Here is a 16,852-nt window from a genome sequence, read left to right on the forward strand (position 1 = left end):
AGCCGCGTGTTACGCGTCGCTCGCGGCGCCGCTACCGCCTAAGTAGTCGGCGACATATCGCTACTGGGCGGATGCGCACCAGGATCGGGCGGAAGCGCAGTCAAAAGCCGCGGTCCGTGCTGCGCGCCGGCCTTCCAGCCCGCCTGCCAATCCGCTTCGCCCACCGGCTGCGCAGCCAGCATCACGAGGCTATGCGCGGCCACTTCGACCTCTCCAACCGCCAGCCGATGCGGCGTGCTCTCCGGCTCAGCAGTGTCTAACAGCACGTGCCATTCCAGGTGCGGGGCGGGCGGCGTAAAACGCAGTGTTTCCTCGTTGGCGTTGAGCATCATCAACAATACTTCTGTTTCGCCGTTTAAGCCTGGACCCGCGCGCCGCAGCGTGAACGCGCGGCCTTCGGGATCCTGCCAGGCCTCGATGGTGAGCGGGTCGCCGTGCTCGTCGAACCAGCCCACGTCGAACAGGCCGGGCAACACTTCACGATCGCCGAATAGAAAGCGCGTTTCGCGCAACAGCGGATGTTGCTTGCGCAGCGCGATCACGCGCGCGACGAACGCGGTCATCTGCTGCCCGTCCGGCGATTCCGCGCGCTCCCAGTCGAGCCATGAAATTTCGTTGTCCTGGCAGTACGCGTTGTTGTTGCCGTTCTGCGTGCGCAGCGATTCGTCGCCAGCCAGCACCATCGGCGTGCCGAGCGCCATCAGCAGCGTGGCGATCAGCGAGCGCGCCACGCGTTTGCGCGTGGCGAGAATCGCGGGGTCGTCGCTCGGGCCTTCCACGCCCCAGTTGCGGCTGCAATTCTCGTTGTGGCCATCGTTGTTGTCTTCGCGATTGGCTTCGTTGTGCTTCTGCTCGTAAGCGGTGACATCCGCTAACGTAAAACCGTCATGCGACGTGACGAAATTGACCGACGCCCACGGCTTCCTGAAGCGCCGGTTGAACAGATCGGCCGAGCCGGTCAGACGCGCGGCGAGATCGGGCCGCAAACCGGCGTCGCCGCGCCAGAAACGGCGCACGGTGTCGCGGAAACGGTCGTTCCATTCGCCGAAACCCGGCGGATGATTGCCGAGCTGATAACCGCCCGGTCCGATATCCCAAGGCTCGGAAATCAGCTTGCGTTGCGACAGAATCGGGTCCTGGCGCAACGCGTCGAAGAAACCGGAGCCAGGATCGAAACCGTGCTGCTCACGGCCGAGCGTAACGCCGAGATCGAAACGGAAGCCGTCGATGTTGAAAGCGGTCGACCAGTAGCGCAGCGAATCCATCACCATTTGCAGCACGCGCGGATGCGGCAGATTGACTGTGTTGCCGCACCCTGTGTCGTTGATATGGTGACGCTCGTCGCCGGGAATCAGGCGGTAGTAGCTGGCATTGTCGAGGCCGCGCCACGACACCGTTGGCCCCATCTCGTTGCCTTCGCAGGTGTGGTTGTAGACCACGTCGAGAATCACTTCGATGCCGGCCGCGTGCAACTGACGCACGGCGATGCGCATTTCGTCGAGCCGGTGCGTGCTCAGATACGACGGCTCCGGTGCGAAAAATGCCGCCGTGTTGTAGCCCCAGTAGTTGCGCAGCCCGCGTTCCACCAGGAAGCGGTCGTTGAGAAACGCATGCACCGGCAGCAATTCGACGGCGGTCACGCCGAGTTTCAGCAAATGCTCGATGAACTCCGGCGAAGCCAGCGCCGCGAACGTGCCGCGTTCGTGCTGACGCAAATCGGCGCGCAACATCGAGGCGCCGCGCACATGCGTTTCGTAGACGATGGTTTCGCCCCACGGTACATTCGGGCGCTTGTCGTGCGACCAGTCGAACGCTTCGTCGATCACCACGCACTTCGGCATGGCGGGCGCCGAATCGCGCCGGTCGATAGAAAGGTCAGCGCGATTCGAATGCACGCGATAACCGAACAGCGCATCCGACCAGCGAAACTGTCCGACCAGTTTGCGCGCGTACGGATCGAGCAGCAGCTTGTGCGGGTTGAAGCGATGCCCATGCTGCGGCTGATACGGCCCGTGCGCGCGAAACCCGTAAGCGGTGCCCGGATGCGCGTTGGGCAGGTAGCCGTGCCAGACTTCGTCGGTGCATTCGGGCAGTGTGAAGCGGCGGATTTCCTTGCGGCCGGTCGGATCGAACAGGCAAAGCTCGATTTTTTGCGCGTTCGCCGAAAACACCGCAAAGTTGACGCCGAGGCCATCCCAGCTGGCGCCGAGCGGATACGGCGAACCGGGCAGAAGCCGGTCGGGCATTGCATGCGACATGATTCCCCTTCCTTGTTCTGATTGTTGAACGCTGTCGTGGGTCTTCATGCAACGAGCGCGCGGCGCGAAGATTTCGCACGCCGCGCGCTCGCTTCACAGCATCTCCATCAATCCGCGCGCAATACGATCGTCGCAAGCGGCGGCAGCGTCAGTGAAGCGGAATGTGGCCAGCCATGGCTCGATTGGGAGTCGGTGTGAATCACGCCGCCGTTGCCCATGTTCGAGCCGCCATACACGCCGGCGTCCGTATTGAGCACTTCCGACCAGCGTCCGCCGCGCGGCATGCCGATCCGGTAACCCACCCGCGGCACCGGCGTCATATTGCACACTACGACGAGTTCGCGGCCCGCGCCATCGGTGCGGCGATAGGCGAACACGCTGTTGCCGCTGTCGTCGCCGATCAGCCATTCAAAGCCGCCCGGCTCGCAGTCGAGCAGATACAGCGCGGGCTCTTCGCTGTACAGCCGGTTCAGGTCGCGCACCAGCTTCTGCACGCCGTGATGGTTCGAATCGTCGAGCAGATGCCAATGCGGCGACGTATCGTGATCGAACTCCGCCATCTGGCCGAATTCGCCGCCCATGAACAGCAGCTTCTTGCCCGGATGCGTCCACATGAAACCGAAGTACGCGCGCAGGTTGGCGAACTTCTGCCACCTGTCGCCGGGCATCTTGCCGAGGAGCGACCCCTTGCCGTGCACTACTTCATCGTGCGAGAGCGGCAGCACGAAGCGCTCCGAATACGCGTACACCATGCCGAACGTCAGCATGTGGTGATGGTATTGGCGGTAGACCGGATCTTCTTCCATGTAGTGCAGCGTGTCGTGCATCCAGCCCATGTTCCACTTGAACTGGAAGCCGAGGCCACCGTCTTCGACACGCGCCGTCACGCCCGGCCACGCGGTCGATTCCTCGGCGATCGTGATTGCGCCCGGCGCGCCCGGCACGTAGCCGACTTCGTGATTCAGGCGCTTGAGGAACGCAATCGATTCGAGATTCTCGCGGCCGCCGTAAATGTTCGGCACCCACTCGCCAGCGGCGCGCGAATAGTCGCGGTACAGCATCGATGCGACCGCATCCACGCGCAACCCGTCGACGTGATAGCGCTTCAACCACGCCAGCCCTGACGCGACCAGGAACGCGCTCACCTCGTTGCGGCCGAGGTTGTAGATCATCGTGTTCCAGTCCTGGTGATAGCCTTCGCGCGGGTCGGCGTGCTCGTAGAGCGGCGTGCCGTCGAAGTCGATCAGGCCGTGCGCGTCGTTCGGAAAGTGCGCCGGCACCCAGTCGAGAATCACGCCGAGTCCGGCTTCGTGCGCCTTGTCGACGAACCTCGCGAACTGCTCGGGTTTGCCGAAGCGAGCCGACGGCGCGAACTGCCCAAGCGGCTGATAGCCCCACGATCCGCCGAACGGATGCTCCGCAATCGGCATGAACTCCACGTGAGTGAAGCCCATGCTTTTCACGTACGGAATCATCCGCTCCGCGAGTTCATCCCAGTCGAGTCCGCGCTGACCTTGTTCCGCGACGCGCAGCCAGGACTCGGCATGCGCTTCGTAGATCGAGATTGGCGACCGCGGCGTCTGCTTGCTGGCGCGTGACTGGATCCATTCGTGATCGGTCCACGGAAACTGCTCGATCTCGTCGACATGCGCCACGATCGACGCGGTGCCCGGCGGCTTTTCCGTTTGCATCGCGCAGGGATCGGCCTTCAGGGGCAGCGGATGACCGTCGCGCGAGAGCAGCTCGTATTTGTAGCGCGTGCCTGGACCGACGCGCGGCACGAACAATTCCCACACGCCGGCCTGATGTCGCAGCCGCATCGGATGACGGCGGCCGTCCCACGCATTGAAGTCGCCCACCACCGAAACGCGCCGCGCGTTCGGCGCCCACACGGCGAAGCGCACGCCCGGCACGCCGTGGAATTCCATCGGATGGGCGCCGAGGCATTCGAGCACCGCGTACGGATCGCCGCCGGCGAGCCGGCCGAGCGGCTCGTCGCCGAGAACCGGACCGAACGAATATGTGTCCTCGATTTCCTGCACCACGCCATGCCAGTCGATGCGCAAACGGTACGGCGCCGCGGCCGTGACGCGGCCGGCAAAGAGGCCCGGCCGCAACTGTTCGAGCTCGCCGAGCAACGCACCGTCGGCGCGGGAAATCACGCTGACGTGCGCGGCGTTCGGCAACAGTGCGCGCACCACCGGCCCCGCGTTCGTCTGATGCAGCCCGAGCTGTGAGAAAGGATCGGGGTGGCGCGCTTCGACGAGCGCGTCGATCTCGAGCGGTTGAAGGCCTACGGCCGGATCATGCTCACTCATAGTCGCCCTCGGCCGGGTTAGGCGGCGTGGCGGCGCCTGGCGCCTGGGTTGAAGAATCGTGGCCGTGTGCGCCGGTGTCGCCGAGCAGACGGCTGGCGAGCGCGGCGAGGCCGCGTACCGGCAAGCTGAGCCACGTCGGGCGGTTGGCCGCTTCGTAACGGATTTCGTAGGCGGCTTTTTCGATCAGGAACAGATCGAGCAAGGCCTGTTCGGCTTCGGGCGCGACGAGCGGCGTCGACGCTTGCGCTGCAGCCGCGCGGTATTCGTTGAGGAACGTCTCGGTGGCATACGCGCGGAAACGGTCGAACAGCGCGCGCTTGCGATCGGCGGTCTGTTGCGGCGCGGCCTCCGTGGTGGACTGCGCAGCGGCGCTTGCGTACGACAGCGAGCGCATCAGGCCAGCCACGTCACGCAGCGGGCTCGACTTTTGACGACGTTCTTCGAGCGTGCGTGCCGGCTCGCCTTCGAAGTCGATCAGATACGCGTCGCCCTGCGCGACCAGCACCTGGCCGAGGTGGAAGTCGCCGTGAATGCGAATGCGCAGCGCGCCCGCGTCGGCGGAAACCAGCTTGTCGACGACGGCCACCAGTTCCTTGCGACGGTCGATCAGGCTTTGCGCCAGCGCCTTGGTTTCCGGATCGCTCATCTGCTCGATGCGCGGCGCGAGCAGATCGAGCGCGCTGGCGAGCATCGCCTGCGTGCCGTCCACCCATGCCTTCACCTGCTCCGCGCTAGCGGGTTCCGGCGCGAACGCCGGGTCGTCCGTCGGCGAGGCGAGCGTCACGTGCAATTCGCCCAGCCGTTTGCCGATGATGCCGGCCAACGTGCTGTAGCCTTCCACCAGAATCGCCTCGTTGGTGCGGTCCGACGCCGATTGCGATTCGGTATCGACGGCGATTGCGAGTTCGTCCACGGAGCGGCGCAGATAGTCGAGCGACCAGTTCCACGCGTCGCCCTGATTCTCGATATAGCCTTGCAGAATACACAGCGTATGCGGCACACCTTCGGGATCGACGCGCACCACTTCGCCATAGAGCGGCGCGGTATTCGCGTAGCCCAATTGCGTCAGGTAACGGCTGATTTCCGCTTCCGGATGGATGCCGCTCACGAGGCGGCGCACCAGTTTCAGCACGACCGCATCGGCGATGATCAACGAACTGTTGCTCTGTTCCGCCGCGAGCCAGCGGATCTCCGGCCGTTCGCCGAGCCCCTCGAGTTCGGCGAAACGCTCAGTCGGCAGAAACTTGATTTCGCTCTTCTGCACGGTCGGCACCACGGCGCGTTCGCGCAGCTTGCGCATCACGCCATGCGCGAAGATCGGCAACGCAAAGGCGTCCGTCAGATGTCCCACGTTGCGGCCGCGCCGCACGCGCGCGAAGGCCAGTTGCTTGAACAACGGGAAAGTCGTTTCGCCGCCCCACGTGATGGCGATCGGCACCACGTAGCGTTCGGTGTGACCACCCACGTCCGCCTCGATTTCGGTGAAGGCGAAACCGCCGTGCGGAATCGTGGTCAACGCCGCGAGCCGTACCGCATTGAGCTTCTGATCCTTCGACGCAAACCAGCGGCGCCGGCTCAGCCACGAAGGCAGCACTTCCGATTCGAGCAGGCGTACGTTCTCCGGCGTCGGACCGACCTGGCCTTCGCGGATCACGATCGTCACGAATTCCGGCAGCGACTCCGAATGGGCCTGTGCCCACGTCGGACGCTGGCTGCCCTCACACAGCAGGAACCACAGGAAGCCGTACGGCGGGAACGTCAACAGATACGTCAGTTGGCCGATGGCGGGGAACACGGAATCGGCGGTCATTTCGATCGGCACCGAGCCGTTGAACTCGGACAGATCGAGCTCCACCGCTTGCGGCGCGCGCGACAGATTCGCCACGCACAGGATCGGCGGCTCGCCCGGCATTTCGCGCAGATACGCGAGGATCTTGCGGTTTTCCGGCTTCAGGAAACGGATCGTGCCGCGCCCGAACGTCTGTTTCGCGCGGCGCGTGGCGAGCATGCGCCGAGTCCAGTTCAGCAGCGAATGCGGGTCGCGGCTTTGTGCTTCCACATTCACTGCGTCGAAACCGTACAGTGAGCCCATGACCGGCGGCAGCACCAGTTGCTCAGGATCGGCGCGCGAAAATCCGCCGTTGCGATCCGACGACCACTGCATCGGCGTGCGCACGCCGTCGCGATCGCCGAGGTGGATGTTGTCGCCCATGCCCAGTTCGTCTCCGTAATAGATCACGGGCGTGCCCGGCATGGAGAGCAGCAGCGAATTGATCAGTTCGATACGGCGGCGGTCGCGCTCCATCAGCGGCGCAAGGCGGCGGCGAATACCGAGATTCAGCCGCGCGCGACGATCGCTCGCGTAGGTGTTCCACAAATAGTCACGCTCCGAATCCGTGACCATCTCCAGCGTCAATTCGTCGTGATTGCGCAGGAAAATCGCCCACTGGTTCGTTTCGGCGAGGTCCGGCGTTTGCCGCATGATGTCGGTGATCGGGAAGCGATCTTCGCTCGCTATCGACATGTAGATGCGCGGCATCAGCGGAAAGTGGAATGCCATGTGGCATTCGTCTTCATCGCCGAAGTATTCCTTCACGTCTTCCGGCCACTGGTTGGCTTCGGCGAGCAGCATCCGGTTCGGATACTCGGCGTCGATGGTGGCGCGAATCTTCTTCAGCACCTCGTGCGTTTCCGGCAGATTCTCGTTGTTCGTGCCCTCACGTTCCACCAGATATGGCACCGCGTCGAGCCGTAGCCCGTCGATGCCCATATCGAGCCAGAAGCGCATGACCTGCAACACTTCCTTCAGCACGGCCGGATTGTCGAAATTCAGGTCGGGCTGATGCGAGTAGAAACGGTGCCAGTAATACGCGCCCGCCACGGGATCGTGCGTCCAGTTGGACGGCTCCGAGTCGATAAAGATGATCCGCGTTTCCTGATATTTCTGATCGGTGTTGGACCACACGTAGTAGTTGCGGTGATTCGAACCCGGCTTCGCGCGGCGCGCGCGCTGAAACCACGGGTGCTGATCCGACGTGTGGTTGATCACCAGTTCTGTGATCACGCGAATGCCGCGTGCGTGTGCTTCCTGAATGAAGCGCTTCACGTCGGCGATCTGACCGTAGTCGGGGTGCACGTTGCGGTAGTCGGCGATGTCGTAGCCGTCGTCGCGCCGCGGCGATGGATAGAACGGCAGCAGCCAGATCGCGTTCACACCGAGCTCGGCAATGTAGTCGAGCTTCGCGATCAGGCCGGGAAAATCGCCGACGCCGTCGTTGTTCGCATCGAAGAACGACTTGATGTGCACCTGATAAATGATCGCGTCTTTGTACCAGAGCGGATCGTCGTTCAATGCCGCCGGTTTGCCGCGCCGATTCGTGCGCGGCTTGGCCGTGTTGCCAGGGGCATTGCCCACCGGTGACTGTGTCGTGCTTTGAGCCGGGTCGTCACGCTTCATGTCGCACCTTCCGTTGAGGTTGGGTTGCCAGCGTCTGCGTGATAGTCGCTGTCGGCTTCATCCGGCCGTTCGGCGGGCAGGCCGCCGAGCGGCGCGATGCGCCAGATCGAGAACGGCTGGCCCGACCCGAGCTGGACGTGCTGCCAGCGGCCGTGCCATTCGAAGCGCGCGCCGGTCATCTGGTCGGTGACTTCCAGCGGGCCGTGGTCGTGCAGATTCCATTTCTGGAAAGTCTCCCACGACAATTCGATATCCGCGCCCTGTTCGTTGAACGGGTCGAGATTGATCGCGACGAGGATCACGTTGTCGCGCGATTCGGTCGCTTTCTCGAAGAATAGGATGTGATCGTTGTGCGCGGGCAGGAACGTCAGTCCGAGATGCGTTTGCAGCGCCGGGTTCGCACGGCGAATCCGGTTCAGCGCAGTGATCTCGCCGACGATGTTGCCGGGCCGGTTCCAGTCCCACGCGCGCAACTGGTACTTCTCGGAGTCGAGATATTCCTCGCTGTTCGGCAGCGCGGCGGCCTCGCATAGCTCGAAACCGCTGTACACGCCCCACAAACCGGCCAGCGTCGAGGCGAGCGCGGCGCGAATCAGAAAGCCCGTGCGTCCTTGCGATTGCAGATGCCGCGGGTTGATATCCGGCGTATTGACGAAGAAGTTCGGCCGGTACGAATCACGCGCGCCGGTTTGCGTGAGTTCGGTCATGTACTCGATGAAGTCGCGCTTGGATTCCCGCCACGTGAAGTACGTGTACGACTGCGAGAAGCCGATCTTGCCGAGCCGGTTCATCATGCGCGGCCGCGTGAAGGCTTCGGCGAGGAAGATCGTGTCGGGATAGCGCGCGCGGATATCGCCGATCACCCACTCCCAGAACGGCAGCGGCTTGGTGTGCGGATTGTCGATGCGGAAAATGTGCACGCCCGCTTCGATCCAGAACAGGAACACGTCGCGCAGCGCGAGCCATAAATCGGGCTTGGCGTCGTGCGCATAGAAGTCGGGATTGACGATGTCCTGATACTTCTTCGGCGGATTCTCCGCGTAGCGCAGCGTGCCGTCGGGGCGCCACGCGAACCACGTCGGATGCTCCTTGAGCCATGGGTGATCCGGCGAGCATTGCACCGCGAAGTCGAGCGCGATTTCGAGGCCGTGCGCGTGCGCGGCGGCAAGCATTGTCTTGAAGTCGTCGAGCGTGCCGAGTTGCGGATGCACGGCCGTGTGCCCGCCTTCGACCCCGCCGATCGCATACGGACTGCCGACGTCGCCCGGCTGCGCGTTCAGCGTGTTGTTGCGGCCTTTGCGATTCGCCACGCCGATGGGGTGAATCGGCGGGAAATACAGCACGTCGAAGCCCATGTCGCGAATGCGCGGCAGCTTCGTCGTGACATCGGCGAAGGTGCCGTGGCGCGATTCGTCGTCGCTCATCGACCGCGGGAAGATTTCGTACCAGCTGGCGAAGCGCGCGGCGGTGCGGTCGGCGTCGATCTTGTAGATGACCGGATCGCGGCTCAGGAACGGCCGGTGGCGCGCGGCGGTCATCGCTTTCGCGGTGGTCGGCGCGAGCAGCAGCGCGAGCTTGGTTTCCGGGTCGGCCTTGGTGAACACCTTGACGATATGTTCGAGCGGTTCGGTGACCGCGCCTTCCGCGGTTTCGACCTCGGCGAGCACCAGCGCGAACAGATGCGCGGCTTCCTCGAGTTCGAGTTCGACGGTTTGTCCCGCCTTCAGCTTCTTCTGGACGTGCTCGACCAGCGAAGCGAAGTCGTCGCGCCAGGCGATCACGGTGAATTCGTGTCGGCCGAGGCGTTCGAGCGGAATGCGCGCCTTCCAGATGTCGAGGCCCGCGGGTTGGGCCGGTTCCATCAACACTTCGTGCCAGGCGGTTTCGTCGGCGGCGCGCCAGATCACGGCGGCGGCGATCTTGTCGTGACCTTCGGCGAAGATCGCGGCGGTGATTTCGGCGCGTTCGCCCACGCTGCGCTTGGCCGCGAAGCGGCCGTTGTCGACCGAAGGCGTTACGCTCTCGATCGCCACGCGCGGCGCGCTCAGCGCCTCGATCACGGTCTTGCGGCCGCTGCGCTTGCTGTTCGCCTTGTCGATGGGTGGCGCGAGACGGATCGGCTTCTCCGTGACCGCGCGGAACAGTCCGACCGCGCCGGGCGCGAGCGTGAACGATGTCAGCGTGACGGGTGAGGCGCTGGCGGGCGCATCGAGCGGCACGAAGCGCGTGAAATTGCCCGGCACGCCCGCGAGGAAGCGCGCTGGATCGACGCGTACCGGTGCGCCGAGTTCGGGATTGATCGCGATCAGGATCGCTTCGTCGGCCTCGCGCAGGTCGGGCTGGTCGGCGCGCAGCAACACCGCCGCGGGTGCGCCGGGCCCGCTGAGCGGGCGCAATTCACCGTTGGCGTGCAGCGTCTTCGTATTGCGCGACACCTGGTTGGCGTGTGTGATGAGTTTCGAGAGATCGAAATGCTTCGCCTGGACCGCGAGGGCGAACTGCGAAGCATCGCCGCGCGTTTGCGACATCGGCTCGGTGATGCCGTATTCGAAACCCATCGGCATCATCCAGCCCGCGCCGATGGCGGCCGACGTGAACAACGCGCGCCGGTAGGCCCGCTCGACGATGGCGGCGTCGTGCGAATCGCTCAACTCGGCGGCGAGACGGGTGCCGTAAGGCGCTTCGGGAAACGCGATCGGCGCGCCGATGCGCGCGAGCGCGGCATGTTCCTCGACCATCCAGCTTGCGCGAAAGTCCCACCAGCGCACCGACGAGAACACGCTGTCGAAGCCGGCGCCTTGCAGGCCGAGCAGATCGCCGCGAGCGAGGCCGGGCGTGGCGGCGAGAAAGCGCACCTCGGGATGCTTGGCGCGGACCGCGTCGCCCAATTGCCGCCAGACCGCGGCCGGCACGCGATGCGGCGAATCGAACCGGAAGCCGCCCACGCCGGCCTCAGCGAGCGCCAGCAACTGCTGCGTCCACCAGCCGACCAACGCGGCGCTGCTGCCGGCGTCGTTGAAGTTGGCATACGCGACGTTGTCCTCGCGATGCACGTGGCGGGGGTCGAGCCGCGCCTCTTCAGACTCGAATGGGTGGAACCAGTCGGCATGTTCGGCGTACAGCGCGCCATCGGCGGCCATCCGGTCGATCACGAGATCGACCAGCAAGGTCAGGCCGTTCTGACTGGCGGCGCTCGCGAGCGTGCGTATCGCCTCGCTGGCGGGCTGCTGGGCTTCGAATACCGGATGCAGGCGGGCGTGGTCGCCGACCACCTGTCCGTGGCCGGCCCGTCCAGGCTCGAAGAGGCTGCCGATCAGCGCGTGATCGAAGCCCAGCGCGGCTGCATGCGCGAACTGCGCAGGCCATGCATCGAGCGGCCCAACCAGAAGTGAATGAAAAAAGTAAATCCGCGGCGCGTACCCGTTTCGAGGTTCCATCGATCGTTTCCAGATTCGTCCTGCTGCGGTGTGGATGCAAGTGGCATGCGATCACAGCGCTCATTGGGCTTCCAGAGCCGGATACCGCGCGATGCGTCAAGCGAAGGCGCGTACTGGTCAATGTAGTGCAAAGATCGTCACGCCGCTGGCCAGTAAAGGGTGCTTTGACGCCAGGCGTCGATTGCACGGGCCGGCCAGATCGATTCGGAAGACGCAGCAAACGCTGTGCCAGCGCGGCTCGGACGGCAGCGATGGAGGGGTGAGCGTACGCACTGCAGCAAGCTTCGGAGGCAAGTGCGAAAGAAGGCGCGAGGCGCCGAGACGCGTCGCACGGACGGCCGCCGCGTGTAAAACGGGCGGCCTCGGTCCGGGATTTACACGTGGCGCGTCAGGGTCGGGGCGATGCCCGCAAAAGGCGGAGTGTCATTCGGCGAGCGTATTCGTGAGAGGCTTTGTGTCGACAGTATTACGAAGAACCGAGCAAGCCCGCCGCGATGTTCACGCACAAACCCAGCACCGCCACGTTGAAGTAGAACGACAGGACGGATTGCGCGAGCGCGGCGCGGCGAATCGAACGCGAGCGCAGCACGACGTCAGAGGTTTGCGACGCCACGGCGATCGTGAACGAGAAATACAGGAAGTCCCAGTAGTCCGGCTGGAGCGCATGGTCGGGAAACAGCAGCGGCGTTTCCTTTGCGTCGGTGTCGTAGTAAATCCGCGCGTAGTGCAGCGTGAAGATGGTCGGGATCAAGAACCATGCGCCGAACATCGTGAGCCCGGTCAGCGCGTAGTGCCAGACGATGGAGGCGCCGGCTGTCCCCTTGGCCGAGGCCAGTTCCAGCACGATGGCCGCAATGCTCGCAATGGTGGCCACGCAGATCACCATCAGCACCACGCCGGCGTTCTCGTCGTCGCGACGGGCGAATTCGCGCACGCGGCCTTCGTCGGCAACGGCCATGTGCACCCAGATCATCGCCAGATAGCTCCAGATGGCCGCGTCCCAACCGGCCAGCACGCGGACCATCGGGCGTGTGTGCGCGGGTACGGCCAGCGCGGCGACGATGCCGAGCGCAAGGCCGACCAGCATGCGCGGTCGATTGCGAAGAACCTGTGGATAGTATTTTGTGAGCATGGAATGTAGGGTGTGGGGCTCTCGCTGTCGCGGATTCTACCCGCGCCTGGACCACCATTTGTCGAATGGGCGGGTCACAGGCTATAGTCTTTCGCAACGCCCTTGCGCGCCGCTTTCAGTTGAAAGGCGATTGGCAGGCGGCACGGTCTTTTTTTGCCGCGCATGCCATGCCGTGCATGCGGTTTCATACGGATGTCATCAGCACCGCGTAGCCCAGATCGCACTGGGTGCGTGCGGGCTCACAAAAGACCGCTCAAGCGGCGCTTAGGCCAGGTTTGGGGTAGAGATCGACGCCACGCGCGAATGGCATCACGCCAGGGTCGCGAGGCAAGTTGAGAATCACTCACCATCTGGAGTCCCCATGACAGATGTACCCAACAACAATGATGCGCACCACGAAGTGACGCATCCAGCAGAGTTGTCGTCGTCAGCATCGTTGTCCGCCTCGCGCAGAGCGTGGGTGCTCGGTGCATGCGCCGCAGCCGCGGCGCTCGCGTTTGCCGGCGCCGGCCGCTCGCTTTCATGGATCGCCCCGGCGTTTGCCGATACGCCCGCGGGCGGCGGGCTCGACGCATTCCTTGCACTCTCGCAGCGTCTCACCGGCCGTACGGGCTTCGACGCCCCGCTCGGCAAACGCGTCTACGACGCCCTCGCCAAATCCGACAGTCAGTTCACGCAGAACGTCGCCGCGCTCAACACATGGCTGCAAGGTCATGGCGGCGTACCGTCGGATACCGTCACGCAGGCTTTGCAAGTCGACCAGCCCGCGCTCGCGAAATCCGTGAGCGCGATCATGCGCGCGTGGTATCTCGGCCTTGTCGGCGACATGCCGCATGTGGACGTGGTTGCTTATGAAAAAGCGTTGATGTTCGAGCCCGTCAAGGACGTGCTCACGATTCCGTCCTATTGCCGGGACGTGCCGTTCTACTGGACGAAGAAACCGTTGAGCGCGTGAGCGAGGTTCGTCTCGCGCGTGCCGCATTGTTCGACTGAGTCATTCGACGCAGTGGCGGCACGCGAGTACAGCAAACAACGCAAACAAAGATAAGTGCTCTGCACAAGAGGGCAATAATGGCAAACTCAAATTCCGCCGACATCGTCGTAGTCGGTTCGGGCGTGGCGGGCGGACTGGTCGCGCATCAGATGGCGCTGGCCGGCGCGTCGGTGATTCTGCTCGAAGCCGGGCCGCGCATTCCGCGTTGGCAGATCGTCGAGAACTTCCGCAACTCGCCGGTCAAGTCGGACTTCGCGACGCCGTACCCATCCACGCCTTATGCGCCGCATCCCGAGTACGCGCCCGCCAACAATTATCTGATCCAGAAAGGCGACTATCCGTATAGCTCGCAGTACCTGCGGCTGGTGGGCGGCACCACCTGGCATTGGGCGGCGGCCGCATGGCGGCTGTTGCCGTCGGACTTCCAGTTGCACAAGCTGTACGGCGTGGGACGCGACTGGCCTTATCCGTATGAAACGCTGGAGCCGTGGTATTCGGCGGCTGAAGTGCAGCTCGGCGTGTCGGGTCCCGGCAGTTCGATCGATCTCGGCTCGCCGCGCTCGAAACCGTATCCGATGAGCCAGCTTCCGCTCTCGTATATGGATCAGCGTTTCAGCGACGTGCTCAATGCGCAAGGCTTCAAGGTCGTGCCCGAGCCGGTGGCCCGCAACAGCCGTCCGTACGACGCGCGGCCCACCTGCTGTGGCAACAACAACTGCATGCCGATCTGCCCGATCGCCGCGATGTACAACGGCGTCGTGCATGCGGAGAAGGCCGAACAGGCCGGCGCGAAACTGATTCCCGAAGCGGTAGTGTATCGCGTCGAAGCGGACAATAAAGGGCTGATCACCGCGGTCCACTACAAGGACCCGAACGGCAACAGCACGCGCGTGAGCGGCAAACTATTCGTGCTTGCCGCGAACGGCATCGAAACGCCGAAGCTGATGCTGATGTCGACGTCCGATAAATTCCCGCACGGCGTCGGCAACAGTTCCGATCAGGTGGGCCGCAACCTGATGGATCATCCGGGCACGGGCGTCGCGTTCCTCGCCAATGAACCGCTGTGGCCGGGACGCGGACCGATGGAGATGACCTCGATCGTCAACTTCCGCGATGGCGCGTTCCGTTCGGACTACGCCGCGAAGAAGCTGCATCTCTCGAACGGCGTGCCCACGATGAGCGTGACCGCCGATCTCCTGAAAAAAGGCCTGACCGGCGCCGAACTCGACCGGCAGATACGCGACCGCGCGGCGCGCACGCTGAATATCAACAGCTTCCATGAGCACCTGGCGGAGCCGCAGAACCGCGTGGTGCCGTCGGCGGATCACAAGGATGCGCTCGGCATTCCGCAGCCGGAAATCTACTACTCGATCAACGACTACGTGAAGAAAAGCGCGGCCAATACGCACGAACTGTATGCGCAAATCGCCGCGCTGTTCGGCGGCGCCGAGGTGACCTTCGACGACACCTTCGCGCCGAACAATCACATCATGGGCACCACGATCATGGGCAGCGATCCGGCGGATTCGGTCGTCGATGCGGACTGCCGCACGCATGACCACTCCAATCTGTTCATCGCCAGCAGCGGCGTGATGCCGACCGCGGCCTCGGTGAATTGCACGCTGACGATCGCGGCCCTGTCGCTGAAGCTGGCCGACAAGCTCAAGCGTGAAATCTGAGCGTGAACGGAGAGCCACAATGACGAAGAACCCCTCTCGCGTGCAGCCGCTCGAGGCGCTTGCGCGGAACGCCCGCCGCCGCCGCCTCAGAGTCGCGACGCTGGCCGCGATTTTTTCGCTGTTCGCGCTGTACGTCGCCTGGTATGAGGCGCACGGCCCCGACACGCAACGTAACGACGAACTGCCGATCACGCAGGCCCGCGCCGACGACGCCTCGCAAGCGATCAGCGGCGCGGCCTTGCCGGTGACGGCGGCCGGCGGCGACCTGGTCAAGCGCGGCGAATACCTCGCGCGCGCCGGCGATTGCGTGGCGTGCCACACGGCGGACAAAGCGCGGCCCTTCGCGGGCGGGCTGCCGATCAACACACCGTTCGGCACCATCGTGACGCCGAACATCACGCCCGATCCGGACACCGGCATCGGCCAATGGAGCGACGCCGATTTTCTGCGCGCCATGCACGAGGGCATCGGCAAAGGCGGCGAGCGCCTGTATCCGGCCTTCCCTTATGCGGAGTACACCAAGGTCACCGATCAGGACGTGCTGGCGATTCGCGCGTATCTGAACACGCTCACGCCGATCCACTACACGCCGCCCGGCAACAGCCTGAAATTCCCATTCAATCAGCGCTGGCTGATGGTGTTCTGGAACCTGTTCAATTTCACCGAGGGCCGCTTCGTGCCCGATCCCAAGCAAAGCGCCGAGTGGAATCGCGGTGCGTATCTGGTGCAAGGGCTCGCGCATTGCGAGGAATGCCATACGCCGCGCAATTTCACGCAGGGCTTGAAGACGAGTTCGCGTTTCTCCGGCGCGGTGCAGGCCGGCTGGCACGCGTACAACATCACGTCGGACAAGAACAGCGGCGTGGGCAACTGGAGCGACGACGAACTGGTGTCGTATCTGTCGACCGGCGCGGCGCCGGGCCGTGCCAATGCGGCCGGTCCGATGGCCGAGGTGGTAGCCGACAGCACGCAATATCTGACGCGCGAGGATCTCGGCTCGATCGTCGCGTATCTGCGCGCGGTGCCGCCGATCAGCGGCGGCGAATCACGCCCGCGCGACCAGTGGGGCAATCCCGCCGACGACGTCACGGCGCTGCGCGGCACCGCCGTCCACGCCGTGAACGGTGCGCAACTGTTCGTCGCCAATTGTGCAAGCTGCCATAGCTGGACGGGTCAAGGCGTGGGCGCGAGCGCGCCGGGTGCGTATCCGTCGCTGATTCACAACTCCGTGGTGGGTGCGAGCGACGCCAACAATCTGGCGATGGTGATCCTGCACGGCGTCACCCGTACGACGAAACAGGCGGACGTGTTGATGCCCGCATTCGCCAGCCAGCTCACCGACGACCAGGTGGCCGCCATCACCAACTATGTGACCAAACAGTTCGGCAATCCCCAATCGACCGTGACGGCTGATCAGATCGGCAAATTGCGAACTCAGCAATAGTGACCGCGCAGACGGCGTGTTTCCGGTAAGGCCTGCCGGAAACATGGCGCTTTTGCGTTGATTTGCGTCATTCTCGCCCTCCACGGCGCCAAGAAACGATAGGCAGCGCGCATACGCATTGCGGATGCCGCAT

Annotated in this window: 8 protein-coding genes; 3 read left to right on the forward strand and 5 right to left on the reverse strand. The window is 64.1% G+C overall.

The window, feature by feature from the left end:
* Positions 1-38 precede the first annotated feature (38 nt).
* The 5 genes from glgX to B0G74_RS42685 all read right to left on the reverse strand — a co-directional run bounded on the left by glgX (position 39) and on the right by B0G74_RS42685 (position 12,602).
* Positions 39-2,258: a glycogen debranching protein GlgX gene (gene glgX / locus B0G74_RS42665; RefSeq protein ID WP_132383664.1), complete on the reverse strand. Its 2,220-nt coding sequence runs from the start codon at positions 2,256-2,258 to the stop codon at positions 39-41.
* A gap of 107 nt (positions 2,259-2,365) precedes the next feature.
* Entirely contained in the window at positions 2,366-4,576 is a 2,211-nt protein-coding gene (gene glgB / locus B0G74_RS42670; protein WP_132383666.1) for a 1,4-alpha-glucan branching protein GlgB, read from the reverse strand.
* Entirely contained in the window at positions 4,569-8,033 is a 3,465-nt protein-coding gene (gene treS, locus B0G74_RS42675) for a maltose alpha-D-glucosyltransferase (protein WP_132383668.1), read from the reverse strand. Before treS ends, glgB begins: the two co-directional genes overlap by 8 nt.
* Positions 8,030-11,470 (reverse strand): alpha-1,4-glucan--maltose-1-phosphate maltosyltransferase, encoded by a 3,441-nt coding sequence (locus B0G74_RS42680; RefSeq protein WP_132383670.1) that lies wholly within the window; start codon positions 11,468-11,470, stop codon positions 8,030-8,032. The genes treS and B0G74_RS42680 overlap by 4 nt, the downstream gene beginning before the upstream one ends.
* Before the next feature lie 466 nt (positions 11,471-11,936).
* Positions 11,937-12,602, reverse strand: a complete 666-nt coding sequence (locus tag B0G74_RS42685; protein WP_132383672.1) for a DUF1345 domain-containing protein — start codon at positions 12,600-12,602, stop codon at positions 11,937-11,939.
* A 361-nt stretch (positions 12,603-12,963) separates the two neighbouring features.
* Between B0G74_RS42685 and B0G74_RS42690 the strand changes: the two genes are divergently transcribed.
* The 3 genes from B0G74_RS42690 to B0G74_RS42700 all read left to right on the forward strand — a co-directional run bounded on the left by B0G74_RS42690 (position 12,964) and on the right by B0G74_RS42700 (position 16,719).
* Positions 12,964-13,557, forward strand: coding sequence for a sugar dehydrogenase complex small subunit (locus tag B0G74_RS42690; RefSeq protein ID WP_132383674.1), 594 nt, complete (start codon positions 12,964-12,966; stop codon positions 13,555-13,557).
* Between the two features lie 116 nt (positions 13,558-13,673).
* The gene (locus B0G74_RS42695) at positions 13,674-15,275 is read left to right on the forward strand and encodes a GMC family oxidoreductase (RefSeq protein WP_132383676.1); all 1,602 of its coding nucleotides are present in this window, start codon (positions 13,674-13,676) and stop codon (positions 15,273-15,275) included.
* A gap of 19 nt (positions 15,276-15,294) precedes the next feature.
* Positions 15,295-16,719: a cytochrome c gene (locus tag B0G74_RS42700; RefSeq protein ID WP_132383678.1), complete on the forward strand. Its 1,425-nt coding sequence runs from the start codon at positions 15,295-15,297 to the stop codon at positions 16,717-16,719.
* Positions 16,720-16,852 lie beyond the last annotated feature (133 nt).

This window comes from Paraburkholderia sp. BL9I2N2 (genome assembly GCF_004339745.1).
Classification (GTDB): domain Bacteria; phylum Pseudomonadota; class Gammaproteobacteria; order Burkholderiales; family Burkholderiaceae; genus Paraburkholderia.

Bases quoted from the DNA above. Each gene is read 5' to 3' on its own strand.
- glgX (WP_132383664.1), bottom strand. From the start codon at position 2,258: ATGTCGCATGCAATGCCCGACCGGCTTCTGCCCGGTTCGCCGTATCCG.
- glgB (WP_132383666.1), bottom strand. From the start codon at position 4,576: ATGAGTGAGCATGATCCGGCCGTAGGCCTTCAACCGCTCGAGATCGAC.
- treS (WP_132383668.1), bottom strand. From the start codon at position 8,033: ATGAAGCGTGACGACCCGGCTCAAAGCACGACACAGTCACCGGTGGGC.
- B0G74_RS42680 (WP_132383670.1), bottom strand. From the start codon at position 11,470: ATGGAACCTCGAAACGGGTACGCGCCGCGGATTTACTTTTTTCATTCA.
- B0G74_RS42685 (WP_132383672.1), bottom strand. From the start codon at position 12,602: ATGCTCACAAAATACTATCCACAGGTTCTTCGCAATCGACCGCGCATG.
- B0G74_RS42690 (WP_132383674.1), top strand. From the start codon at position 12,964: ATGACAGATGTACCCAACAACAATGATGCGCACCACGAAGTGACGCAT.
- B0G74_RS42695 (WP_132383676.1), top strand. From the start codon at position 13,674: ATGGCAAACTCAAATTCCGCCGACATCGTCGTAGTCGGTTCGGGCGTG.
- B0G74_RS42700 (WP_132383678.1), top strand. From the start codon at position 15,295: ATGACGAAGAACCCCTCTCGCGTGCAGCCGCTCGAGGCGCTTGCGCGG.